This window comes from Bradyrhizobium sp. 147, assembly GCF_023073935.1.
Lineage (GTDB): Bacteria > Pseudomonadota > Alphaproteobacteria > Rhizobiales > Xanthobacteraceae > Bradyrhizobium.
Window position 1 is genome coordinate 276,603 of sequence record NZ_JADPKL010000042.1, and the last position, 21,900, is coordinate 298,502.

Annotated in this window: 20 protein-coding genes; 7 read left to right on the plus strand and 13 right to left on the minus strand. The window is 64.9% G+C overall.

All coding sequences use genetic code 11. The annotated features are described in order from the left end of the window. Positions 1-8: 8 nt before the first annotated feature. Both IVA87_RS10620 and IVA87_RS10625 read left to right on the plus strand, forming a co-directional pair. Positions 9-998 carry an ABC transporter ATP-binding protein gene (locus tag IVA87_RS10620; protein WP_247306053.1) on the plus strand — a complete coding sequence of 330 codons (990 nt, stop codon included), beginning with the start codon at positions 9-11 and terminating at the stop codon, positions 996-998. Next, positions 995-1,972 carry an oligopeptide/dipeptide ABC transporter ATP-binding protein gene (locus IVA87_RS10625; protein ID WP_247306050.1) on the plus strand — a complete coding sequence of 326 codons (978 nt, stop codon included), beginning with the start codon at positions 995-997 and terminating at the stop codon, positions 1,970-1,972. The genes IVA87_RS10620 and IVA87_RS10625 overlap by 4 nt, the downstream gene beginning before the upstream one ends. A 4-nt stretch (positions 1,973-1,976) precedes the next feature. Here the strand turns inward: IVA87_RS10625 and IVA87_RS10630 are convergent, their stop codons facing one another. The 11 genes from IVA87_RS10630 to IVA87_RS10680 form a co-directional block, all read right to left on the minus strand. Next, complete coding sequence (locus tag IVA87_RS10630) at positions 1,977-2,264, minus strand: YciI family protein (RefSeq protein WP_247306045.1); 288 nt, start codon at positions 2,262-2,264, stop codon at positions 1,977-1,979. A gap of 66 nt (positions 2,265-2,330) precedes the next feature. Beyond that, complete coding sequence (locus tag IVA87_RS10635) at positions 2,331-3,305, minus strand: sugar ABC transporter substrate-binding protein (protein WP_247306043.1); 975 nt, start codon at positions 3,303-3,305, stop codon at positions 2,331-2,333. 42 nt (positions 3,306-3,347) lie between these two features. After that, complete coding sequence (locus IVA87_RS10640; protein WP_247333509.1) at positions 3,348-4,325, minus strand: ABC transporter permease; 978 nt, start codon at positions 4,323-4,325, stop codon at positions 3,348-3,350. Continuing rightward, a complete protein-coding gene (locus IVA87_RS10645; protein WP_247306039.1) occupies positions 4,322-5,272 on the minus strand; it encodes an ABC transporter permease in 951 nt (316 codons plus the stop codon). Before IVA87_RS10645 ends, IVA87_RS10640 begins: the two co-directional genes overlap by 4 nt. Then, the gene (locus IVA87_RS10650; RefSeq protein ID WP_247306037.1) at positions 5,265-6,788 is read right to left on the minus strand and encodes a sugar ABC transporter ATP-binding protein; all 1,524 of its coding nucleotides are present in this window, start codon (positions 6,786-6,788) and stop codon (positions 5,265-5,267) included. Before IVA87_RS10650 ends, IVA87_RS10645 begins: the two co-directional genes overlap by 8 nt. Beyond that, positions 6,785-8,179, minus strand: a complete 1,395-nt coding sequence (locus tag IVA87_RS10655) for an FAD-linked oxidase C-terminal domain-containing protein (protein ID WP_247306035.1) — start codon at positions 8,177-8,179, stop codon at positions 6,785-6,787. The genes IVA87_RS10650 and IVA87_RS10655 overlap by 4 nt, the downstream gene beginning before the upstream one ends. Positions 8,180-8,238: 59 nt before the next feature. Next, entirely contained in the window at positions 8,239-9,123 is an 885-nt protein-coding gene (locus IVA87_RS10660) for an intradiol ring-cleavage dioxygenase (protein ID WP_247333510.1), read from the minus strand. 15 nt (positions 9,124-9,138) lie between these two features. Beyond that, complete coding sequence (locus IVA87_RS10665) at positions 9,139-10,041, minus strand: NAD(P)-dependent oxidoreductase (protein WP_247306031.1); 903 nt, start codon at positions 10,039-10,041, stop codon at positions 9,139-9,141. A 21-nt stretch (positions 10,042-10,062) separates the two neighbouring features. After that, on the minus strand, positions 10,063-11,430 hold the full coding sequence (locus IVA87_RS10670) for an amidohydrolase family protein (RefSeq protein ID WP_247333511.1): 1,368 nt from the start codon (positions 11,428-11,430) through the stop codon (positions 10,063-10,065). Between the two features lie 4 nt (positions 11,431-11,434). Further along, a complete protein-coding gene (locus IVA87_RS10675; protein WP_247306027.1) occupies positions 11,435-12,514 on the minus strand; it encodes a maleylacetate reductase in 1,080 nt (359 codons plus the stop codon). Beyond that, entirely contained in the window at positions 12,511-12,834 is a 324-nt protein-coding gene (locus IVA87_RS10680; protein WP_247278159.1) for a Dabb family protein, read from the minus strand. Before IVA87_RS10680 ends, IVA87_RS10675 begins: the two co-directional genes overlap by 4 nt. Positions 12,835-12,941: 107 nt before the next feature. On the opposite strand from IVA87_RS10680, the gene IVA87_RS10685 reads away from it, so the two are divergent. The 5 genes from IVA87_RS10685 (at position 12,942) to IVA87_RS10705 (ending at position 19,079) form a co-directional block, all read left to right on the plus strand. Beyond that, the gene (locus tag IVA87_RS10685; RefSeq protein ID WP_247306024.1) at positions 12,942-13,865 is read left to right on the plus strand and encodes a LysR family transcriptional regulator; all 924 of its coding nucleotides are present in this window, start codon (positions 12,942-12,944) and stop codon (positions 13,863-13,865) included. 13 nt (positions 13,866-13,878) lie between these two features. Further along, the gene (gene xylB / locus IVA87_RS10690) at positions 13,879-15,324 is read left to right on the plus strand and encodes a xylulokinase (RefSeq protein ID WP_247306022.1); all 1,446 of its coding nucleotides are present in this window, start codon (positions 13,879-13,881) and stop codon (positions 15,322-15,324) included. Between the two features lie 131 nt (positions 15,325-15,455). Continuing rightward, the gene (locus tag IVA87_RS10695; RefSeq protein ID WP_247333512.1) at positions 15,456-16,979 is read left to right on the plus strand and encodes a sugar ABC transporter ATP-binding protein; all 1,524 of its coding nucleotides are present in this window, start codon (positions 15,456-15,458) and stop codon (positions 16,977-16,979) included. Continuing rightward, on the plus strand, positions 16,972-18,009 hold the full coding sequence (locus tag IVA87_RS10700; protein ID WP_247333513.1) for a ribose ABC transporter permease: 1,038 nt from the start codon (positions 16,972-16,974) through the stop codon (positions 18,007-18,009). The genes IVA87_RS10695 and IVA87_RS10700 overlap by 8 nt, the downstream gene beginning before the upstream one ends. A gap of 122 nt (positions 18,010-18,131) precedes the next feature. After that, positions 18,132-19,079, plus strand: a complete 948-nt coding sequence (locus IVA87_RS10705; protein WP_247306013.1) for an ABC transporter substrate-binding protein — start codon at positions 18,132-18,134, stop codon at positions 19,077-19,079. Positions 19,080-19,155: 76 nt separating this feature from the next. Here the strand turns inward: IVA87_RS10705 and IVA87_RS10710 are convergent, their stop codons facing one another. Both IVA87_RS10710 and IVA87_RS10715 read right to left on the minus strand, forming a co-directional pair. Then, on the minus strand, positions 19,156-20,691 hold the full coding sequence (locus IVA87_RS10710) for a hypothetical protein (protein WP_247333515.1): 1,536 nt from the start codon (positions 20,689-20,691) through the stop codon (positions 19,156-19,158). Positions 20,692-20,721: 30 nt separating this feature from the next. Then, positions 20,722-21,897 carry a glycosyltransferase family 4 protein gene (locus IVA87_RS10715; protein WP_247306007.1) on the minus strand — a complete coding sequence of 392 codons (1,176 nt, stop codon included), beginning with the start codon at positions 21,895-21,897 and terminating at the stop codon, positions 20,722-20,724. Positions 21,898-21,900: the final 3 nt, after the last annotated feature.

The following is a 21,900-nucleotide window of genomic DNA, read 5'->3' on the forward strand; positions in this document are numbered from 1 at the left end:
TGATCGCGATGCCACTGCTCGAAGTCGAGAACCTCCAGACCCATTTCCGCACCCCCGGCGGCATCAACCGCGCGGTGGACGGCGTGTCCTTCCATGTCAACGAGGGCGAGACGCTCGCGATCGTCGGCGAGTCTGGCTGCGGCAAGTCAGTGACGTCGATGTCGCTGATGCGGCTGATCCCGGAGCCGCCGGGCCGGATCGCAGGCGCCATCCGCTTTGCGGGCAGGGACCTGCTGCAACTGTCCGATCGCGAGATGCGCGCCATCCGCGGCAACGACATCTCGATGATCTTCCAGGAGCCGATGACGAGCCTGAACCCGGTCCTCACCGTCGGCCGCCAGATCCGCGAGACCTTGATGATTCATCAGGGCCTGGACAAGCAGGCCGCCGAGACGCACGCCATCGAGATGCTGACGCTGGTCGGCATTCCCGAGCCGAAGCGCCGCGTGCGCGAATATCCGCACCAGCTCTCCGGCGGCATGCGCCAGCGCGTCATGATCGCCATCGCGCTCGCCTGTAATCCGAAGCTTCTCATCGCGGATGAGCCGACTACCGCTCTCGACGTGACCATCCAGGCACAGATCCTGAAACTGATGTTGGATCTGAAGCGCAGGGTCGGCGCAGCCATCATCCTGATCACGCACGATCTCGGCGTCGTCGCCGAAATCGCCGAACGCGTCATGGTTATGTACGCCGGCTGCAAGGTCGAGGAGGCGCCTGTAGCCCAACTGTTCCGTTCGCCGCGCCATCCCTATACGCAAGGCCTGCTCGGCGCGGTGCCGCGGCTCGGCTCCTCGCTGACCGGCACTGCGAGACGACTGGCCGAGATTCCCGGGCAGGTGCCTGACCTGCGCAAGCGGATCACCGGCTGCGTCTTTGCCGGACGCTGTGCGCTTGCGACCGACCTCTGCCGGCAATATGCGCCGGGGCTCGAAGAGAAGGGGCCCCGTCATATCGCCGCCTGCCACTATGCGGCCAAGGGAGCCGTCGCGGCATGAGTGCTCCGCTGCTCCAGGTCAACGACCTCAAGAAGCATTTTCCGGTCAAGACCGGCTTGTTCGGCCGCAAGTCCGAACGGGTCTATGCGGTGGACGGCGTGTCGTTCGAGATCGCGCGCGGCGAGACGCTGTCGCTGGTCGGCGAATCCGGCTGCGGCAAGTCGACGGTCGGTCGCGCCATCCTGCGGCTGTTCGACATCACCGCGGGGCAGGTGATCCTCGACGGCCAGAGGATTGACGATGCCGCGTCGAGCACGATGCGTGAGATGCGCCGCCGCGTGCAGGTGGTGTTCCAGGATCCGTTCTCGAGTCTCAATCCGCGCATGCGCGTGCGCGACATCCTGGCCGAACCGATCCGCAATTTCGGCCTCGCCAAATCCGCGCAAGACCTCGAGCTGCGCGTCACCACGCTGATGGACACGGTCCGCCTGCCGCGCGAGGCGCTGAATCGCAGGCCTCACGAGTTCTCCGGCGGCCAGCGCCAGCGCATCGGTATCGCGCGGGCGCTCGCGGCCGAGCCCGAGTTGATCGTCTGCGACGAGGCGGTCTCGGCGCTCGACGTCTCGGTCAAGGCGCAGATCGTCAATCTGCTTCAGGATCTGCAGCACGAGTTCGGCCTTGCGCTCTTGTTCATCAGCCACGATCTCGCGATCGTCGAGCACATGACCCACCGCGTTGCAGTGATGTATCTCGGCAAGATCGTCGAGGTGGCGCCGCGCCGCGAGATATTTGCCGCGCCAAAGCACCCCTATACCAAGGCGCTGCTTTCGGCAGTGCCGCTGCCGGAGCCAGGCGCCCAGCGCAATCCGATCATCCTTACGGGCGACGTGCCGAGCCCGATCAATCCGCCGCGCGGATGCCGCTTCCACACCCGCTGTCCCTTCGTCTTCGACCGCTGCCGGACCGAGGAGCCGACGCTTCGCGCGACGGACGCCGAGCAGTGGGTGGCCTGTCACCTCGAAGACGCGCCGTAGCGCCTCAACCCTGGCGGCGCAGGAAGCCCGTAATCGTCACCTTCTCCCAGATGCCGGCGGCGGCAAAGGGATCGGCGCGGTTGAAGGCCTCGACGTCGGCGCGACCTGCCGCCTCGATCAGGAACAGGCTGCCGATCATGGTCGCGCCGTCGTCGGCGACGAGCGGTCCCGACATCACGATCTTGACGCCGAAGCGCGAGGTGTCGCTGAGGAAAGCCTTGTGGGCGTCGTAATTGGCGAGCCTGGTCGGCAGCGCGCCGGCGCGGTCGAGGGCGTGAATGGCGAACAGCATGGAGAGATCCGTTTCTTGGGACGGCCGCGAGGAGGCGGCCGTCCGGGCCTGTCGTGAGCGGTTGGTCTACTTCGCGCTGAGCTTGCCGGCCTCCTCGAAGGTCGGACATTTGCGCTGCTCAAGCGGCACGTCGAACGGCTGGTAATTGTCCTTGGTGATCACGGTCGGCTTCAGCACGATCTCGGCGATGACGGGCTCGTTGCGCAAGGCGCGGATGGCCATCATGGTGCCGAGGCAGCCTTGGGCAAATCCGTTGTAATCCCCACTTGCCAGCAGCTTGCCGGACTTGATCGCGTCGATCGCCTCCTTGGTGCCGTTGATGCCGATCACCTGCGCCTTGCGGTTGGCGCCGTCGAGCGCCTCGATCGCGCCGACCGCCATGGCATCGTTGGCGGCGAGCACGCCGTCGATCTGTGAATTCGACTGCATCAGATTCTCCATCACCTGGAGCGCCTGGAGCCGCTGGTAATTGCCCGGCTGCGAGGCGAGCAGCTTGGCCCCCGGGCTTTCCTTCAGCGCGTCGTTGAAGCCGCGGACCCGGTCGACATTGGTCAGCGAGCCCTTGACGCCTTCGATGATGACGATATTGCCCTTGCCGCCGAGCGTCTTGAGCAGGAAGCGCGCAGTCTCGAGCCCGAGGCTGTAATCGTCGGCGCCGACGAAGGAGAGGAACTTGCCGCCCGCGGAACGATCGGTGATGTTGACGACGGGGATCTTTGCCTCATTGATCTTCTCGACACCGGGCACCATCGCCTTGTAATCGACCGGCGTGAAGACGATCGCGCTCGGCTTCTTCACCACGACGTCCTCGATCTGGCTGAGCTGCTCGGGGATCGAGTCCGGCTTGGTCGGGATGTAGTGAAGCGTCTTCGCGTTCAGCGTCTTCGCCATATTGTCGGCGCCGACCCGAACCGTCTGGAAGAACGGGTTGGTCTGGTTCTTGGTGAAGACGGCGATGGTCTCGCCGTCGGCGCGTGCTTGCGTGGTGAACGCGGCCGCCATTAGCAGCGGTAGCGCCAGATAGCCCAGTTTCTGCTTCATGTTGCCTCCATCCCTCATTTTGCTTGTTGGAACCTCAAAAGCTCATTGCGTGCGGCGGCGGGTCTTCATGTCGAGCCAGACCGCGAGAATGACGATGATGCCGGTCACGAGCGGCTGCCAGTTGGCGCTGACCGAGAGCAGGTTCATGCCGTTCAGCACCAGCGTCAGGATCAGTGCGCCGATGAACGTGCCGAACACCGTGCCAACGCCGCCGAACAGCGAGGTGCCGCCGATCAGCACGGCCGCGATCGCGGGCAAGGTCAGGCTCTCGCCGATATCGGCCTCGGCCGAGTTCAGCCGCGACAGGAAGATGATCGAGGCAAGTCCCGCCATGGTGCCGGAGACGGTGTAGACCAGCAGTAGGCGGCGCGCGACCGGGATGCCGGAGAGGCGGGCGGCGACCGGATTGGCGCCGATCGCATAGATCTCCTGGCCCCAGATCGTGCGCTGCGCGAACAGCGTTCCGATCCCGAGGAACACCAGCAGCAGATAGACCGGGATCGGCAGGCCGAACAGGTAGCCGCTGCCGATCTGGCGGAAGCCTGCGGGGAAGCCGTGAAGGGTCTCGCCCGCCATGTACCAATAGGTGAGGCCGTTCAGCACCCAGAGCATGCCATAGGTGGCGATGAAGGAGGGGATGCGCAGCGCCGTGACCATGACGCCGTTGAGGAGGCCAACGATGCCGCCGCAGGCAAGCCCGGTGAGGATGCCAAGCGCCGGCGAGCCGGTCTTGTGGATCACGGTCCCGGCGATGCAGGCGGACAGCGCGACATTGGCGCCGACGGAGAGATCAAGGCCCGCGGTCAGCACCACCAGAGTCAGGCCGGAGGCGATGAAGAAGGTCAGGCTCGCCTGCCTCAGCACGTTGAGGATATTGCCGAGGCTCAGGAAGGAATCGCTCAGCACGGCGAGCACGGCGCAGATCAGCAGCGCCGCAAGCAGGCGATAGAACAGCTGGATCGCATCCTGCGACAGGAACGAGCGGGGCGGCGCGATGGCGTCCTTGGTGATGTCGGTCATGCGCGGCTCCTGAGGCCATCGAGGAACAGTGCGACGATGACGAGCACGCCGACGCTTGCCACCTGCACCGAGGACGGCAACGAGATCAGGTTCAGCCCGTTTCGCAACACGCCGACGGAAAGAACGCCGAGCAAGGTGCCGAGCAGCCAGCCATTGCCGCGCTCAAACGAGGTGCCCCCGACGGCAACGGCCGCGATGGCATCGAATTCAAGCCCGAGGCCGGCGGTGGGGTGGCCGGAATTCATCCGCGCGGTCATCAAGAGGCCGGCGATGCCAGCCATGGCGCCGCCGATCGCGTAGACCGCGATCAAGAGCCGGTTCGGCGACAGACCCGCATAGCGCAGCGCCTCGCGGTTGCCACCGAGGGCGAAGATGTAGGTGCCGAAGCGGGTATGATAGAGCAGGCCGTGAAACCCCGCGTAGGTCACGAGCGCCATCACGATCGGCACGGGGATGCCCAAAAGCGTCGCCGAGTAAATGTCGCGCACACTGTGGGGAATGCCGACCACGCTCTGGCCGTCACTGACGATCAGCGACAGGCCCTGCGCCATGCCGAGCGTGCCGAGCGTCGCGACGAAGGGCGGAATGCCGAGGATGGCGACCAGCCAGCCATTGGCGACACCGAAGGCGGTGCCGACCAGCAGGCCGGCACCTAAGCCCAGCAACATCGATTTCGTGGCGAGCGATACAATCGCGACGCAGAGCGAGGTCAGCGTCAGCACCGCGCCCATCGACAGGTCCAGCCCCTCGGTCATGATGATCAGCGTCATCGGCAGCGCGAGCATGGTGAGAATGGTCGATTGCACCAGCACGTTGGAGAGGTTGGCGACCGACAGGAAGCCGGGCGCGATCACGCTGAACAGCGCGATCAGCAGCACCAGCACCATGGCGACGCCGGGAATGCGTTGCAGCGGATTCGGCTCTGAGACGATCGCGGCTTCACGCATGATGCATCCCCAGTCGCACGATGTTCTCCTCGGTCAGTTCGTTGCGTGTCAGATGCCCGGCGATGCGCCCCTCGCGCATCACATAGGCGCGGTCGCAGACATGGCAGATCTCGACCTGTTCGGACGAGATCATCAGGGCGGCCGCGCCCTCCGCCACGAGGCGGTCGATCAGGGCAAAGATCTCCGACTTGGCGCCGATATCGATGCCGCGCGTCGGCTCGTCGAAGATGAATAGCTTCGAGCCGGCCGCTAGCCATTTGCCGATCACGACCTTCTGCTGGTTGCCGCCCGAGAGCAGGCCGACGGTCTGCCGCGCGCTCGGTGTCGCGATCCTCAATTGCCGGATCAGTCCGTCGGAGGTGCGCTGCGCACGCCGCTGGTCGAACAGGCCGCTCGGAAACAATTTTCGCAGCGCAGACACGACCAGATTATCGCTAACTGATCGCAGCAAGGCCAAGCCCTCGCTCTTGCGGCTCTCCGGGATCAGCGCGATGCCGCGACGGGTCGCGAGGTCGGGCTCGCCGGAAATGGTCTTGCCGTCGAAGACGATCTCGCCCGACGTTACGGGATCGGCGCCAAAGATGGCGCGCGCAACCTCGCTGCGGCCCGAGCCGACCAGGCCGCAAAGGCCGACGATCTCGCCCCGGCGCACCTTGATGTTGATATCGGAGATGCCGGTCGGCGCGGTCAGGCCCTTGACTTCCAGCAGCACCTCACCGGGCTTGTCAGCAAAATGGCGCGGATAGGTCACGTCGACATTGCGGCCGACCATCATGCGGACGAGTTGGTCCGGCGTGACGTCGGCGGGACGGACACCGTCGATGCGGCGGCCGTCGCGCAGCACGGTGATGCGATCGCCGAGCGCGAACACCTCGGCCATGCGGTGGGAGATGTAGACGATCGAGACCCCGTCGGCCTTCAGCCGCGCAATCAGCGCGAACAGCAGCTCGGTCTCGCGGTCCGACAGTGCCGCGGTCGGCTCGTCCATGACGAGGATGCGGGCGTTCTGGCTGATTGCTTTCGCGATCTCGACCATCTGCTGCTGCGCTACGCCGAGCTTGTCGACGGTGGTGGAGGGATCGATGTCGAAACCGATGGTGCCGAGCACGCGCCTGGCGTCGACCAGGATCTGGCGGCGGTCGATGGTACCGGGAATGCGGCCCTTCGGCTCGCGGCCGAGGAAGATGTTCTGGGCGATGTCGAGATAGGGGACCAGGGAGAATTCCTGGAAGATCACGGCAATGCCGAGCTTTTGCGCATCGGCAGTCGAGTTGACCGCAACCTTCTCGCCCTTGTGGTAAAACTCGCCGGCGTCTGCGCGGTAGGCGCCGCACAGCACCTTCATCAGGCTCGACTTGCCGGCGCCGTTCTCGCCCAGCAGCATATGGACTTCGCCGGGGTAGATGGCAAAGGAAACGTCGTCGAGCGCCTTGACGCCGGGAAATTCCTTGCTGATGCCGCGCAGCTCGAGCAGCGGCGTGGGTGAGGTGACCTCGATCGGAAGCGCGTCGCTCATACCATGGCTCCGCTCGCAAAGATCTTGCCGGGGTTCATCAGTCCATCAGGGTCCAGCGCCGTCTTGATCGACCGCATCACGTCGACGGCCTCGCCGAGCTCGTCGGTGAGATAGCCGATCTTGCCGAGCCCGATGCCGTGCTCGCCAGTGCAGGTGCCGTCCATGGCGATGGCGCGGGCGACCATGCGCGCCTGAAGCGCCCTGGCGCCTTCGGCTTCGTCGGGCTTTGCCGGGTCGATCAGGATCAGCATGTGGAAATTGCCGTCTCCGACATGGCCGACAATCGGTGCCGTGAATCCGTGCGCGTCCGCATCCCGCCGCGTCTCGGTCAAGCATTCCGCCAGCCGCGAGATCGGCACGCAGACGTCGGTGATCACCGCGCGCGCACCGGGCCGCAAGCCGAGGCCGGCATAGAGCGTGTTGTCGCGAGCATGCCAGAGCCGGCTGCGGTCTTCCGGCGCCTTGGCCCAGGCAAAGCCATGGCCGCCATGGTCGGCGGCGATCGCCTGCGCTGCCTCGGCCTGCTCGGCGACGGAAGCCGCGGAGCCATGGAATTCGAAGAACAAGGTCGGGGCCTCACGATAGCCGAGCTTTGCATAGGCATTGATGCCGTGCATCATGACGTCGTCGAGCAACTCGATGCGCGCAACGGGGATCGCCGACTGGATCACGGAGATCGCGGTATCGACGGCATTGTGCAGGCTATCGAAGCTGCACACTGCGGCCGAGATCGCCTGCGGCACGGGATGGACCTTGAGCGTGATCTCCGTGATGACACCAAGCGTGCCCTCTGCGCCGACGAACATGCGTGTCAAATCATAACCGGCCGCCGATTTGCGCGCGCGCCTGGCCGTCCGAATCACGCGCCCGTCCGCGAGCACCACCTCCAGCGCCATGACGTTGTCTTTCATGGTGCCGTAGCGCACCGCCATGGTGCCTGAGGCGCGCGTCGACGTCATGCCGCCGATCGAGGCGTCCGCGCCGGGGTCGATCGGGAAGAACAGGCCGGTCGTCCGTAGCTCCGCATTGAGCTGCTTTCGCGTGATGCCGGGCTGCACCACGACATCCATGTCGCTGTCGTGGACGGCAAGCACCCTGTTCATGCGCGCGAAGTCGAAGCAGACGCCGCCGGCGACCGCGGCCGCATTGCCTTCGAGCGAAGTGCCGGCGCCGAACGGGACGATCGGCATGCCCGCGCTCGCGCAGAGTTTCACGATCTCGGCGACCTCCTGCGTGGTTTCAGGGAAGACGACGATGTCGGGCGGCAAGTTGCGGTAATGCGACTCGCTCTGCCCGTGCTGGTCGAGCACGCCGCGCGCAACGCTCGCGCGCGGGCCGATCATGCCGGTAAGGCGATCGGCCAATATGCTCGTGCTGACCGGCGGTCCCATCCTCAGCTCTCCGTCTGCCCCCTGTTGCCGGACTCTTGTTGGTCCGCCGCCGCTTCAGCTTAAGCGGCCTTTGCGTTGCTCGCGACCTGCTTCAGGCCGAAATCGTAATTCAGGTGAAAATACTCGCGCTGCACCATGCGACCATCCGGCGCACGGCCGGCGGGATGCCGGACGAATTCGCGGATCAGGCTGTCCTTGACGCCGAACACCACATCGCTGTCGAGATACTGGTCGCCCGCGACGAACACGTGCGTCACCAGCTGCTCGAAACCCGGCGCTGAGATCATGAAATGCACATGGGCGGGGCGCCAGGGATGGCGGCCCTGGGCTTCCAGCATCTCGCCGACCGGGCCGTCATGCGGGATCGGATAGGCTGCCGGCTTGATCGACCAGAAATGGAAGCGGTCATTGGCATCGGTGTGAAAGCGCGCGCGCATCGCGAGATCGCCGATGGCGTCGAGCTGCTGCACGTCGTAATAGCCGTCGTCGTCGGAATGCCAGACGTCGACCACGGCGCCCGCAAGCGGCTTTCCGTCGACGCTCGAGACCGAGCCGGTGACCAGCATCGGATCGCCTTGCATCGGACCCGAGATATCGGCGCCACTATCCTTCTCCGGCGCAGCCTGGACGAAAAACGGGCCGAGCACCGTGGTCTCGGTCGCGCCTTCGGGCACCGGGTGATTGATGGCATCGACCAGCATGGAGACGCCGAGCGTGTCCGATAGCAGAATGAATTCCTGGCGCTTGTCGTCGCACATCTGCCCGGTGCGGGTCAGGAAGTCGATGCCGTATTCCCATTCCTTCTGGGTCGGCCGCACCTCGCGGACGAAGGCATGAAGGTGACGGACCAGCGCTTCGCTGATTTGCTTGATGCGCGGATCGGTCGCGGCCGCGATCCGCTCCAGCACCGCGTCTGTGATCGTGTTCTCATTGAAGTTACGCATGTGTGCCTCCATTGATCACAGCTTCGGCTCGCCGAGGCCGGCCAGCCGTTCGAGATGCTTGACGGTCGCAATGAAGTCGGTCTCGCCGTCGCCCTGCGCGACCAGCGAGCCATAGGTCTCGCGCACTTGCGCCGCGAGCTGTAGCGGCACGCCGACGGCGCGGCCGGCGCCGAGGATGAGGTCGAGGTCCTTGGCCATCTGCTTGCAGGAGAAAGTGGACTCGAAATCGCGGTTGCGCAGCGGCGCGGTCTTGTACTTCACCATCGGCGAAGCCACGGCACTGTCGTCGAGCACCTTCAAGATGTCCTGCCAGGCAATGCCGCCCTTGCGCGCCAGCGCCAGGCTTTCCGCCATCATCGCGGCCGAAACCGCGATCATCAGATTGACCGAGAGTTTTGCGTAGCGCGCTTCCTCGGCGGGTCCGAGATAGGTCTGGGCACGGGTGAAGGCGGCGAACAGCGGCTTTGCGCTTTCGAAGGCGTCCTTTGGACCCGAGACGAAGCAGGTCAGCGCGCCGGTGTGGACGATGCTGGCATTGCCGGAGACCGGCGAGCGAAGATAGGCAATGCCGTGCGCCTGCGCGGCGGCTGCAATCTCGGTAGAGGCCTCCACACTCACAGTGCTGGTCTCGATGAGAACAGCTCCGGGCGTCATCGCGGCGATGAGGCCGGCAGGACCGAGCAGCGCGCCGCGCAAGGCGGCGTCGTCGGGCAAGGACGTGACCACTGCCGTCTTGCCGCTCACGGCCTCGGCCGACGTAGCGGCAATTGCAATGCCTTGCGCGCGTGCCTCGGTGATCCGAGCCGCGTTCTGATCGAACGCGGTGACCGCGTAACCGGCCTTGGCGACGAGCACCGACATCGGCAGGCCCATCTTGCCGATCCCGATGAAAGCGACATTCCTTGACGTGTCAGTCATTGCTCTTGTCCATTGACGCCTTCAGGCGGCGCGTCCCTGTCGTTCGATGTCCTGCACCAGCCGCCGGCCCGATTGCGCCAGCAGTTCTTTTTTGCTCTCGAGCCCTTCGATCAGCAGCCGGCCATTTCGCTTCTTCCAGGCGCCGCCGATCATGACCGCCTCGATGTTGACGAGGCTCGTCTGCATCACGACGGTTGCGACGGCGTCGTGCACCGGGAAGAGGTTGAGATCGGAGGCGTTGATGATGACGAAGTCGGCGAGCTTTCCGGGCGTCAGCGAACCGATCTGGTTCTCGCGGCCGAGCATGCGGGCGCCCTCCGTGGTGATCCAGCGCAGCGCCTCGCGCACGGGGATCGTGGTCGTCGCCGGGATGGTGCCACTGGCCTTGCGCGTCTCCGCATTGTCGAGCGCGCGCTGCATTGAGAGCGCGACGCGGGCGGCGGAGAAGAGATCGCCGGCCAGCACGGATTCGAGATCAATGCCGATCGTCGGCCGCACGCCGCGCTTCAGCAACCGTCCGGTAACCGGAAAGCCGTGACCCTGGATCATCTCGTTCTCCGGCGTCACCGAGAACGAGACGCCAAGATCGACCATCCGGTCCAGGAGATCGTCGGGCAAATCGTTGCCATGGACGATGTTGATGCCGGCGCCGACGAGGCCGGCCTCGATCAGCTTCTCCCAGCCGCCGGGCGTTTTGGCGGGACCGCCGCCCTGATGCATGGAGGCGATCAGCTTGAACTCCCGCGCCAGGCGGAAATCGTGCATGGCAACGTCGAGCGTTGAGTAATGCGGGCCGAGAATGGCGAGCCCGAGCGTGACGAGCCCGTCGCGGTCGGCGAGGGGACCTGCCAGCAGCCGCTCGACTTCGCGGCGCGGATGCGGGATCTCAGAGAAATGCGGCTCGCCGGGCTTCGGCTCAGGTTTTGGCGAGCCATGGAAGAAGGCCGCGCGGATGCCACTCTCAATCAAGCCGCCGACCGCGGCGTCGGTATGGTCAGGGGTCGGATTGTTGTGGCACCAGTCGACGAGTGTCGTCGTGCCGCAATTGATCTGGTTCAGCGCGCCAACCAAGGTGGCGATGTAGATGTCGTCCGGCCGGAATACGGTCGCGAGCCCGGCATGCATGCGGCGGAAATATTCGAGCAGCGTCCAGTTCGCTGCATAACCGCGGAGCGCCGTCTGCCAAGTGTGCATATGCGCGTTGATCAGGCCCGGAATGACGATGCGCCCGGTGCCGTCAATGATCTCTGCCTCGCCGCTGCCGATATCGATCGACGGACGCACGCTGGCGATGCGGCTGCCCTCGACCAGCACGTCGCCGGTCTTGAGATCGCCGATCGCGTCATCCATGCTGATGACGGTGGCGGATTGGATCAGCGTGCGCCGCATCGCGTCACGTCACCGCTTTGTTGGCGGCCGGCCGGTCGCCGGCCCAGGCGCGCGCGATCAGGTCGCGGATGGCGGCCCTTTCGAGGGGCCGCGGATTCCAGTAGGGATTGGTGACAGCGAGATCGGCCGCCTTGCCGATGCCGCTCTCGGGCATGCCGACGTCGCGCAGCGCAAGCTTTGCACCTAGTCGCTGCGCAAGGTCGTACAACCCCTGCGACGCATCGGCTGCGCCGATCGCGCGCGAGATGCGCGCAATCGCATCCGGCACCGCCGGTGCGTTGTAGGCCAGCGCATGCGGCAGCACGATCGTGTGCGTTTCGGCATGCGGCAGATCGAAGGTGCCGCCGAGCGTGTGGCAAAGTTTGTGATGCAGCGCCATGCCGACGGTGCCGAGGCAGACGCCGCACAGCCAGGCGCCATAGAGCGCTTCGGTCCGGGCCTCGCGGTCGTCGCTCCTCGCGGCGATGGCGGGGAGGGCGCGGGCCAGCGCGCGGATGCCTTCCTCCGCCATCAGCGACGTGACGGGATTGGCGTCGCGCGCATAGAGCGCTTCCACCGCATGTGCGATCGCATTGATGCCTGAGGTCACAGCCAGGCTCGCTGGCAGCGTCAGGGTCAGCTCGACGTCGTAGATCACCGTCTCCGGCAGCACGGCGGCATCGCGCACCGTGGTCTTCAGGCCGTTCTCGGTCTGGCCGACGATCGGCGTCATCTCCGAGCCGGCATAGGTGGTGGGAATGCAGAGCTGGTTGACGCCGGTGCGCAAGGCCAGCGCCTTGCCAAGGCCGGTGGTTGATCCGCCGCCGAGCGAGACGACGCAGTCGGCCTCGCACGCCTTCATCGCCGCCAGCGCCCGCTCGGTGACCTCGACTGGCGTGTGCATAGTGGCGCCGGAAAACAGGCCGGCATAGACCGGTCCGAGCGCTGCACCGAGACTCTTGCCTTGCGCCTCCTGCTGCGGCGTCGTCAGCACCAGTGCGCGCTTGCCGCCGAGCCGTTCGACCTCGGCCTTGACTGAAGCAAGCGTTCCGCTGCCAAACACGACGCGGCAGGGCAGGCTTTCAAAGGTGAACGACCCGATCATGCGCCGGTCTCTTTGATGGGATAATCGACCTGGAAGCGCCCGATCCGCAAGTCGCCCAGCGCCTCGCGGACGCGCAAATGTTCGGGGTGGCTGGCATAGGCGGCAAGCGCAGCCTGGTCGGTGAATTCGGAGAACAGAACGACGTCACAGGCGTAGTCGACATCGCTGACGTCGAGGCCGACCTCGATATGAGTGAGGCCGTCGATCCGGCCACGCAGGCCCTCGAACAGGGACTTGACCTTGATCCGGGCGGCGGAGCGCTCCGCAGGCGTCTCCCCACGCAGCCGCCACATCACGATGTGCCTGATCGGCCCCGACATCTCCTGATTTCCTCGCCTGCGATTGTGCTTTGTTGGCGCCATTTTGCCTTGCAGAAATCGGAAATAAAGGTCAAAATTTGTAAGTCTCTTTTCCTCATTCTGCAAAAATGGACCGGCTGCTCCAACTCGAGGTCTTCTCCAAAACCGCTGACCTCGGCAGTCTTTCCAAAGCTGCCGAAAACCTGCGGATGTCGAACGCGGCCGCGAGCCGTCATCTCAGTGCGCTGGAGGAGCGGCTTGCGGTCCGGCTGATCGAGCGCAATACGCGCCGGCAATGGCTGACCGAAGCCGGGCAGGAACTCTTGCAGCGTTGCAGCACGCTGTTGAACGAGCTCGCCGAGGCCGAGGACGCGGTCTCGGACCGCGCGCTGTCGCCGAAGGGCATGCTGCGCGTGACGAGCTCGCTGTCCTTCGCGATGATCTATCTCGCGCCGATGCTGCCTGCCTTCCGCGCGCTCTATCCCAATCTCAGCGTGCAGATCATCAGCGCAAACCGCTACCCCGACTTCATCGAAGCCGGCATTGACGTTGCCATACGCACGCGGGAGCATGAGCCGGATTCCAACATCATCGTCCGCCGCATCGGCCAGATGCATCGTGTGCTCGCGGCCGCTCCGTCCTACCTGGAGAAGCAGGGCCGGCCCGAGCATCCAAGCGATCTCACCCGTCACAACATGCTGATCTACAATCTCGCCAATGATCCCTATTCGCTCCGGTTGAGCCAGGGCAGCACGACGCAGACGGTCCGGATCGCGCCGACGCTCGACAGCAATGACGGCCAGATCATCTGTGGCGCAGCGCGTGCAGGACTCGGAATCCTGATCCAGCCGCTTTACATCGTGCAGGGCGATATCGCGGCCGGCCGGCTGGTGCCCGTCTTGACGGGCTGGGAGCTGCCGCTGCTCACCATGAACATCGCCTATCAAAACCGCGTCAGGCTGCCGGCCAAGATCCGGGTGTTTTCCGACTTCCTCGTCAGCTACATCCGCGAGCATTCGCAGCCGGGAATCTGGATCGACGCGGCGAAGTGAGCGGGACGCATTCATGTATCTCGGCATCGATCTCGGCACCTCCGCGGTCAAGACGGTTCTCGTCGACGCTGCGCAGCACGTGATTGCAAGCGAGAGCCGGCCGCTCGCGACCGTCTCGCCGCAATCCGGCTATTACGAGCAAGATCCCGCGCAGTGGATCGATGCGACCTTTGCCACGCTGGATGCTCTGAAGGCATCGCATGCCGACGCGCTGGCGGCGGTCGAAGGCATTGGGCTGTCCGGCCAGATGCATGGTGCCACGCTGCTCGATGCGAGCTTGAGGCCCTTGCGGCCCTGCATCCTCTGGAACGACGGACGCTCGGGCCCTGAGTGCCGTATCCTGGAGCAGCGCTGGCCCGCATTGCGTGCGACGACGGGCAACAAGGCGATGCCGGGATTCACCGCGCCGAAGCTGCTTTGGGTCGCGGCGAACGAGCCTGACATCTTTGCAGCGACCAAGCTCGTTCTGCTTCCGAAGGCCTATTTGCGCCTGGTGCTGAGCGGCGAGGCCATCGAAGACGTTTCCGATGCATCGGGATCGCTGTGGCTCGACACCGCGCGCCGCGACTGGTCGGACGCAGCATTGGCAGCGACCGGCCTGACGCGCGATCACATGCCACGCCTGGTCGAGGGATGCGCGCCCGCAACGCGCCTGCGCGGCGAGCTCGCGCGGCGCTGGGGCATGACCCGGCAGCCGGTGATCGCGGGCGGAGCCGGCGACAATCCGGCCGGCGCCGTCGGCATCGGCGCGATCCGGCCGGGAAGCGCGTTCATATCGCTGGGAACCTCCGGTGCCCTCATGGCTCCGACCAGCAGCATCGCCGCCAATCCGGACCGCGCGGTGCATACATTCTGCCACGCCATTCCCGGCATGTGGATTCAGGCCGGCGCGATCCTCTCGGCCGCCTCTTGCCTCGCCTGGGCCGCGCGCCTGTTCGGCGTCAGCGAGGCAGAGTTGCTGGCGCCGCTTGGAGTGCGCCCCCAGGCGCCGTCGCCGGTGAGCTTCCTGCCTTATCTCGCAGGCGAGCGGACGCCGCACGACGATCCCGCCGTGCGCGGCATGCTGGATGGTCTGAGCCACGGCACCGAGCGCGTGACCATCGTGCAGGCGGTGCTCGAAGGCGTTGCCTTCGCGCTTGCCGATTGTCGCGACGCGCTCGCGGATGCCGGCATTGCGATTGTGGAAGCCGATGTCATTGGCGGTGGTTCGCGGTCCCGGTTCTGGCTCTCGGTGCTGGCAAACGTGCTGAATGTTCCGCTCCATCGCTTTGCCGGAGGTGAGACCGGCGCCGCGTTCGGTGCGGCGAGATTGGGGCGACTTGCTGTCACCGGTGAGGCAATCGCCGCCGTCTGCACGCGGCCAGAGCGCATCGAGACGTTCGAGCCCGACGCTGAACTGGTCGCTGCTTATGCACAGCGGCTTGCCGCATGGCGCGAACTGTATCGGCCGCGCCACTAGCATCGCTTCGATGTTGCATTCACGTCTGTTCGGTATTGCCCTGTGCTGCGACGTTTTGTTTAATGCGCGAACCGCGCTGACAAAACCGATAGAGACGCGGGTGGGAAACGCATTGTGCGCCGGGAGGCACGATGAACGATCCGATCCTCGAGATGCGCGGGGTCTCGAAATCCTTCTTTGGCATCAAGGCGCTGCGGGCTGTCGATCTCACCGTCTATGCCGGCGAAATTCATGCCCTGATGGGAGAGAACGGCGCCGGAAAGTCGACGCTGATGAAGATCCTGTCTGGCGCCTACAGGCCCGATCCCGGCGGCGAGATCCGAATCGAGGGCAGCCCGGTGCGGATCGAAGGCCCGCTCGGCGGCCGCGCGGCGGGCATCTCGATCATCTATCAGGAGCTGTCGCTCGCTCCCAATCTCAGTGTTGCCGAGAATATCTATTTGGGACGGGAGCTATCGCGATCAGGATTGCTGGCGCGCGGCGCCATGCGCGAGGGCGTCGGTCCGATCCTGAAACGATTGGGCGCGGACTTCCTGCCCTCGACGCTGGTGGCGCATCTCTCCATGGGCCAGCGGCAACTGGTCGAGATCGCGCGTGCGCTGCATGCCAGATCGAAGATCCTGATCATGGACGAGCCGACCACCGCGTTGTCAGCCGGCGAGAGCGCGCGGCTGTTCGCGCTGATCCGCCAGCTTCGCGCCGAGGGGCTTGCCATCATCTACATCTCGCATCGCATGGACGAGGTTTACGCACTCGGCGACCGCGTCACCGTGCTCCGCGACGGCCGGCTGGTCGGCTCGCTCGACAAACCTGAGATCCGCGCCGACACCATCGTCCGGTTGATGGTCGGGCGTGACGTCTCCTCATTCTACAAGAAGGATCACGATCCGGAGGCGGGTCGGGGACATCCGGTACTCCGAGCGATCGGCATGGCGGATGGCCAGCGCGTCAAGGGATGCTCGCTGACCGTGCACGCAGGTGAGGTCGTCGGGCTCGCGGGCCTGATCGGCGCCGGTCGCACCGAGCTCGCGCATCTCATCGTCGGCGCGGCGCAGAAGTCCTCCGGCCGTATCGAGCTGGAGGGACGTCCGATCGAGATCCGCACGCCGGGCGAGGCCCTTGAGGCTGGCATCGCCTATCTTACGGAAGACAGGAAGGCGCTCGGCCTGTTTCTCGACATGTCATGTCTGGACAACATCAATCTCGCTGTGCTCGCGCGCGATGCGAAGCTCGGCTGGTTTCTGGATCGCGACAAGGCGCGCGAGCGCGCCGAGCGGGCCTTCGCCGGGCTCAGCATCCGTGCCGCCAATGTCGCCGTCCCCGCTGGCGGCCTGTCCGGCGGTAACCAACAGAAGGTGCTGCTATCGCGGCTTCTCGCTATTGCGCCAAAAGTTCTGATCCTCGACGAGCTGACGCGTGGCGTCGACGTTGGCGCCAAGTCCGAGATCTATTCGATCGTTGACAATCTCGCCAAGGCCGGCACCGCGATCCTCGTCATCTCATCCGATTTGCCCGAGATCATCGGCATCTGCGACCGCGTCATCGTGATGCGCGCCGGACACATCGCCGGTGAGATCAGGCGCGAAGCTGCGGCTCCCCTCAATCAGGAAGACATCATGGCGCTCGCGACAGGGACGGAGCAACTCGATGCATGACAGCTCGCCGAAAGCGGAAGCGGCTGCCGCTGCCGGCCTTGCGGCTGCGCAGGAGACGAAGCGTCAGCGCATAAGGATGCTGATCAGCGCGCTCGGCATGCTGCCGGTACTGCTAATTCTCTGCATCGGCTTCCACCTGTTGTCCGAGGGCCGCTTCTTCACCGGACAGAATCTCGGCATCGTATTGCAGCAGGCCGCAGTGAATACCGTGCTCGCTGCGGGAATGACTTTCGTCATCCTCACGGGCGGCATCGACCTGTCGGTCGGCTCGATCCTGGCGGCCTCAGCGATGGCCGGATTGACGCTCTCCAAGCTACCGGAGCTTGGCATGCTGTGGCTGCCAGCCGCGCTGCTCACGGGCCTTGGTTTTGGCGTCGTCAATGGCGCGTTGATTGCGTTGCTTCGCCTGCCGCCTTTCATCGTCACGCTCGGCTCTCTCACCGCCGTACGCGGCCTGGCCCGATTGCTCGGGGCTGACACCACCGTCTTCAATCCGTCGATTCCTTATGCCTTCATCGGCAACGGCTCGCTGACGCTCGTCCCCGGCGTCGCCTCGATCCCGTGGCTTTCGGTGATCGCCTTGCTCGTTATCCTCGCCTCGTGGCTGGTGCTGCGCCGGACCGTACTCGGCGTGCACATCTATGCGGTAGGCGGCAATGAAAGCGCGGCGCGGCTTGCCGGCATCAAGGTCTGGGCCGTGCTGATCTTCGTCTACGGCGTCTCCGGCCTTTTCGCCGGCCTCGGCGGCGCCATGCAGGCGGCGCGGCTCTATGCGGCCAATGGCCTCCAGCTCGGCCAGTCTTACGAACTCGACGCAATTACCGCCGTGATCCTTGGCGGCACCTCATTCGTCGGCGGCATCGGCTCGATCTGGGGTACGTTGGTCGGCGCGCTGATCATCGCCGTGCTGTCGAACGGCCTCATCCTCATCGGTGTCTCCGACATCTGGCAATATGTGATCAAGGGCCTGGTGATTATCGGCGCCGTGGCGCTGGACCGCTACCGGCTGCAGGGCTCTGCCAGAACGTGAAGGCTCCGCGAGAACCTGAAGGGTTTGGCGCGCACCTGGACTGCGCATGGCTTGATGAGAGATTCCGTTGCGGCAACTGGTCTGCCGTGCCGGAGATGAAGACAGACCAGGGGAGGAAGCCAATGTTGAAGACGATCACGCTCGCCGGCGCCGTGGTGACGCTTGCCCTAAGCACCGCGCCATCCTTTGCCAAGGAGCTCAAGTCGATCGGCGTCTCGCTGGGATCGATGGGCAACCCGTTCTTCGTCGCGCTGTCGAAGGGCGCCGAGTTCGAGGCGAAGAAGACCAATCCCAACGTGAAGATCACGACCGTCGGTTTCGAATACGACCTCGGCAAGCAGGTCACTCAGATCGACAATTTCATCGCCGCTGGCGTCGACCTGATTCTGTTGAACCCCGGCGATCCCAAGGCGATCGGGCCGGCGATCAAGAAGGCGCAGGCCGCTGGCATCGTCGTCGTCGCGGTCGACACTGCGGCCGAAGGCGCCGACGCCACGGTGACCACGAACAACGTGCAGGCCGGCGAGATCTCCTGCCAGTACATCGTCGACAAACTGAGCGGCAAGGGCGACGTCATCATCGAGAACGGGCCGCAGGTCTCCGCGGTGATCGACCGTGTCGTCGGCTGCAAGAAGGTGTTCGCGAAGAACCCGGGTATCAAGGTGTTGTCCAGCGACCAGGACGGCAAAGGCTCGCGAGAGGGCGGGCTCACCGTCGCGCAGGGTTATCTGACCCGCTTCCCCAAGATCGACGCCATCTTCGCCATCAACGATCCGCAGGCGATCGGCACCGACCTTGCAGCGCGCCAGCAAAACCGCAGCGGGATTGTCATCACGGCGGTCGACGGCGCACCTGATATCGAGGCCGCGCTGAAAGATCCGCAGTCGCCGCAGATCCAGGCCTCGGCTTCGCAGGACCCGTTCTTCATGGCGCGGCGGGCCGTGCAGGTTGGTGTCGGCATTCTCAATGGCCAGAAGCCGGCCTCGACCGTCGAGCTGTTGCCTTCGAAGCTCGTGACCAGGGACAATGTTGCCGAGTACAAGGGCTGGACGTCGGATCGTTCGCAGTAGAACGCCGCACCTAGCCGGTGCGCTCGACACACGAGATGACGGGCGGCGTCTCGAGCGATGCCGTCCGCTAAGCGATTCAGGAAGCGGTGTGTGGATTGGCTCGCGGAGACAAGACGGCCGATGGAGATCCGCTCGTGAAGGCGCGGGCCTTCGGTTGAACGCGCGATCCGTCGATCACCTCGAGCTGGCCGCAGCGGTTCAGCGTGTGCAACTTCCGTCCGGGCCATGCCGGTCCGGGCTTGAGGGAATGGCGGACGATTTGCCCAAATGTCGTCGGTGACAGTTCGACGATTTCTGCTAGTGCGAGCGCTGCACCGTAACCGTTCGTACAATTCTGGACCGGCCGCCACAATTTTTCATCGATAGTGACGAAATTCCCCGCCGGTCGCGTGCTTGCACGATCGATCAGGACCGGATTGCTAGCATGGGGCAACCACGGACCCGAGAGGCGATCGGCGTAATAGATCGCCAGCGCATCCGAATAGCCGCCCGCGCCGTCGCGCCAGGCTCCAAACAGATAGTGCAGGCCCTTGTGCTGCGTGATCGTGACATCGGCGAGTTCGAGCCCGGAAAGCAGCGTCGCGTGACGCTCCCATTTGTCCGGAAAACGAACGCATTTGTACAGCGCGACGTCGCCGTGAACCGAGCTCTCCGGGATCATCCACAGCGCACCATCGTTCTCGATCAGGAACGGATAGGAGAGGTGCCAGGGCTCCTCCAGCACCGGCACGACTTCGCCGACCGGACCTGCGTCGTTGAACTCGATCGCGGAAATGATCCCCTTTCCAATCCGGTGATCGAGATCTTCGAAGAAGACGAATGTTCGTCCCTGCCATGTGATGGGAAACGGATCGGCGTAGAAGCGATGGCCGGGATCGCCGAGGACATTCCAGCCCGGTCCGGACAGATTTCCGGTCTGCCAGACGCCTGCACCGTCATTGAAGCGCCATCCGATTTGCCAATGCGGGGCATAGCAGCAGAGCCGATAGATCTCCTTGGCGATCGACACGGCGAGGCCGCGCGCAACGTATGCCGCCGGCTGCCGGCCGGTGCCGTCTCCGGCGGGACGCGCCAGCTGCGGCACGATGCGCGGCCGTCCCGACAGGATTGCCGCCACCATGGTCAGGGTTCGCGCCATGACGGTTTCGAGTGCGCCACTCAAGCCGGCCGCAATCTCTCCGGACGGGTGACCGCGATCGAGCACTGCACCGTCGAGCTCGTTGACGATCTCGATCACCGGCAGGTCGCCGGCGAGAATGGCGGCGAGAGCGGCGTTTTCGCCGGCGACCCCGTTGAAGAGAGGGCGCAGATACAGCCGGGCGGAACAATCGGGATCGCGCGCGGCGCCCGTAAAATCGACGATCACGTCGGCCGTCCCGGTGCGAGCCTGCATCCGTTCCGGGATGATCTTCAGCTTGCCGGCGCCGCTGTGCCGGCCTCTGTGCAACACCATGCGTTCGAGTTCGAACAGGGCGTCGAGGCATCGGGGCCGTGCCTCCGTGCTTGCTGTCCAGGCGATTTGAAGCGGGACATCTCGGCCGTCGATCGACAGCGCGTCGCGGTCCATCCACCGCCGCGCATGCTCTCGTTCACAGCGAAACTCGATGATCATGTCGAGCCAATCTGTTCCCACACATTCCGGTCAGATGACCTGGCCGAGAATCCGAACGTATTCCTCCACCATGGCATCTACCGAATAGCGCAGCCGCAGGCCTTTGGCGTTTTGTCGCAGTTTCTCGCTCAGTTGCTGGTCCGTCAGTAGCCTGGAGACGGCCGTCGACAGCTTCGCATGATCGGAGGCATCGACGAACAGCGCGGTAGGTTTTCCCTCGAAGGACAACACCTCCCGTAACACGGGTAGATCGGTGACGACGGAGGGGACACCGGCGTTTGCGGCTTCGACCGCAGCCAGGCCGAAGGTTTCGGCCTGTGTCGGGAACACGAACACGTCCAGACAGGCGAGAAAATCCGCCATCTGACGCGGGGCGATTTCGCCGAGCAGATGCAGCCGGTCCGATACGTTCAATTCATCCGCCAGCTGTCTCAGCCGGGCTTCGTCGGCTCCCTGTCCGGCCAGTGCAAGGTGCCAGGATGGTTGATCCGGCAACAGGCGTATCGCCGCGTCAAGCCGCTTGTGCGGGTGCAGCCTCGCTGCGCAGCCAAGCAGGACGCGAGCCGGCGGCAGATTGAATTTTTGTCGCGCAGCTTCCTTCGGCAATGTGAGGGCCTTGTCGTCGAAGCCGTGCGGGACATGCACCATGCGTGAGCGATAGGCCGCGGGGTAGCGCGAATACTCGCGCTGCATGTCCTTCGAGTTGAGCGTGATGCGGTCGAAGAAGCCGAGACTGCCCATCACGATGTCGGCAGCGCGGACGGGCCAGCTCATCGAGAGCGCGGACGAGACCTGATTGGCGATGACAGGCGCGCGGCAGACGAGGCGCGACACGCCGGCGCCGATCACGTTGCCAAAATGCTGAAAGGTCAGAACGGCGTCGGGTCTGCTGGTCCGGATATGGCGGCCGAGCGTCCACACCATCCGCAGCAGGGCCAAGGGATTGCCCGGCCGGCTCGAGGCGCAATAGAACGTATCGGGCGGCTCGTCGAACGAATCCGACTGGCGGAAGAAGAACAGATTGGTGACTCGGTAGCCACGGGCGGTGAGGCCGGCACCGAGCAGCCTGGAGATCTCCTGCGCGCCGGCGTTTTCGGCCTGGGTCTGTACGAGAAGGACATGAAGCTTCGGCCCGCTGCCGTCGGACGGCATGAGTGCTGTCGCAGTCGTCTCGGCCAACTCCTTGTTTGGCTGGTAATGGAGCACGGA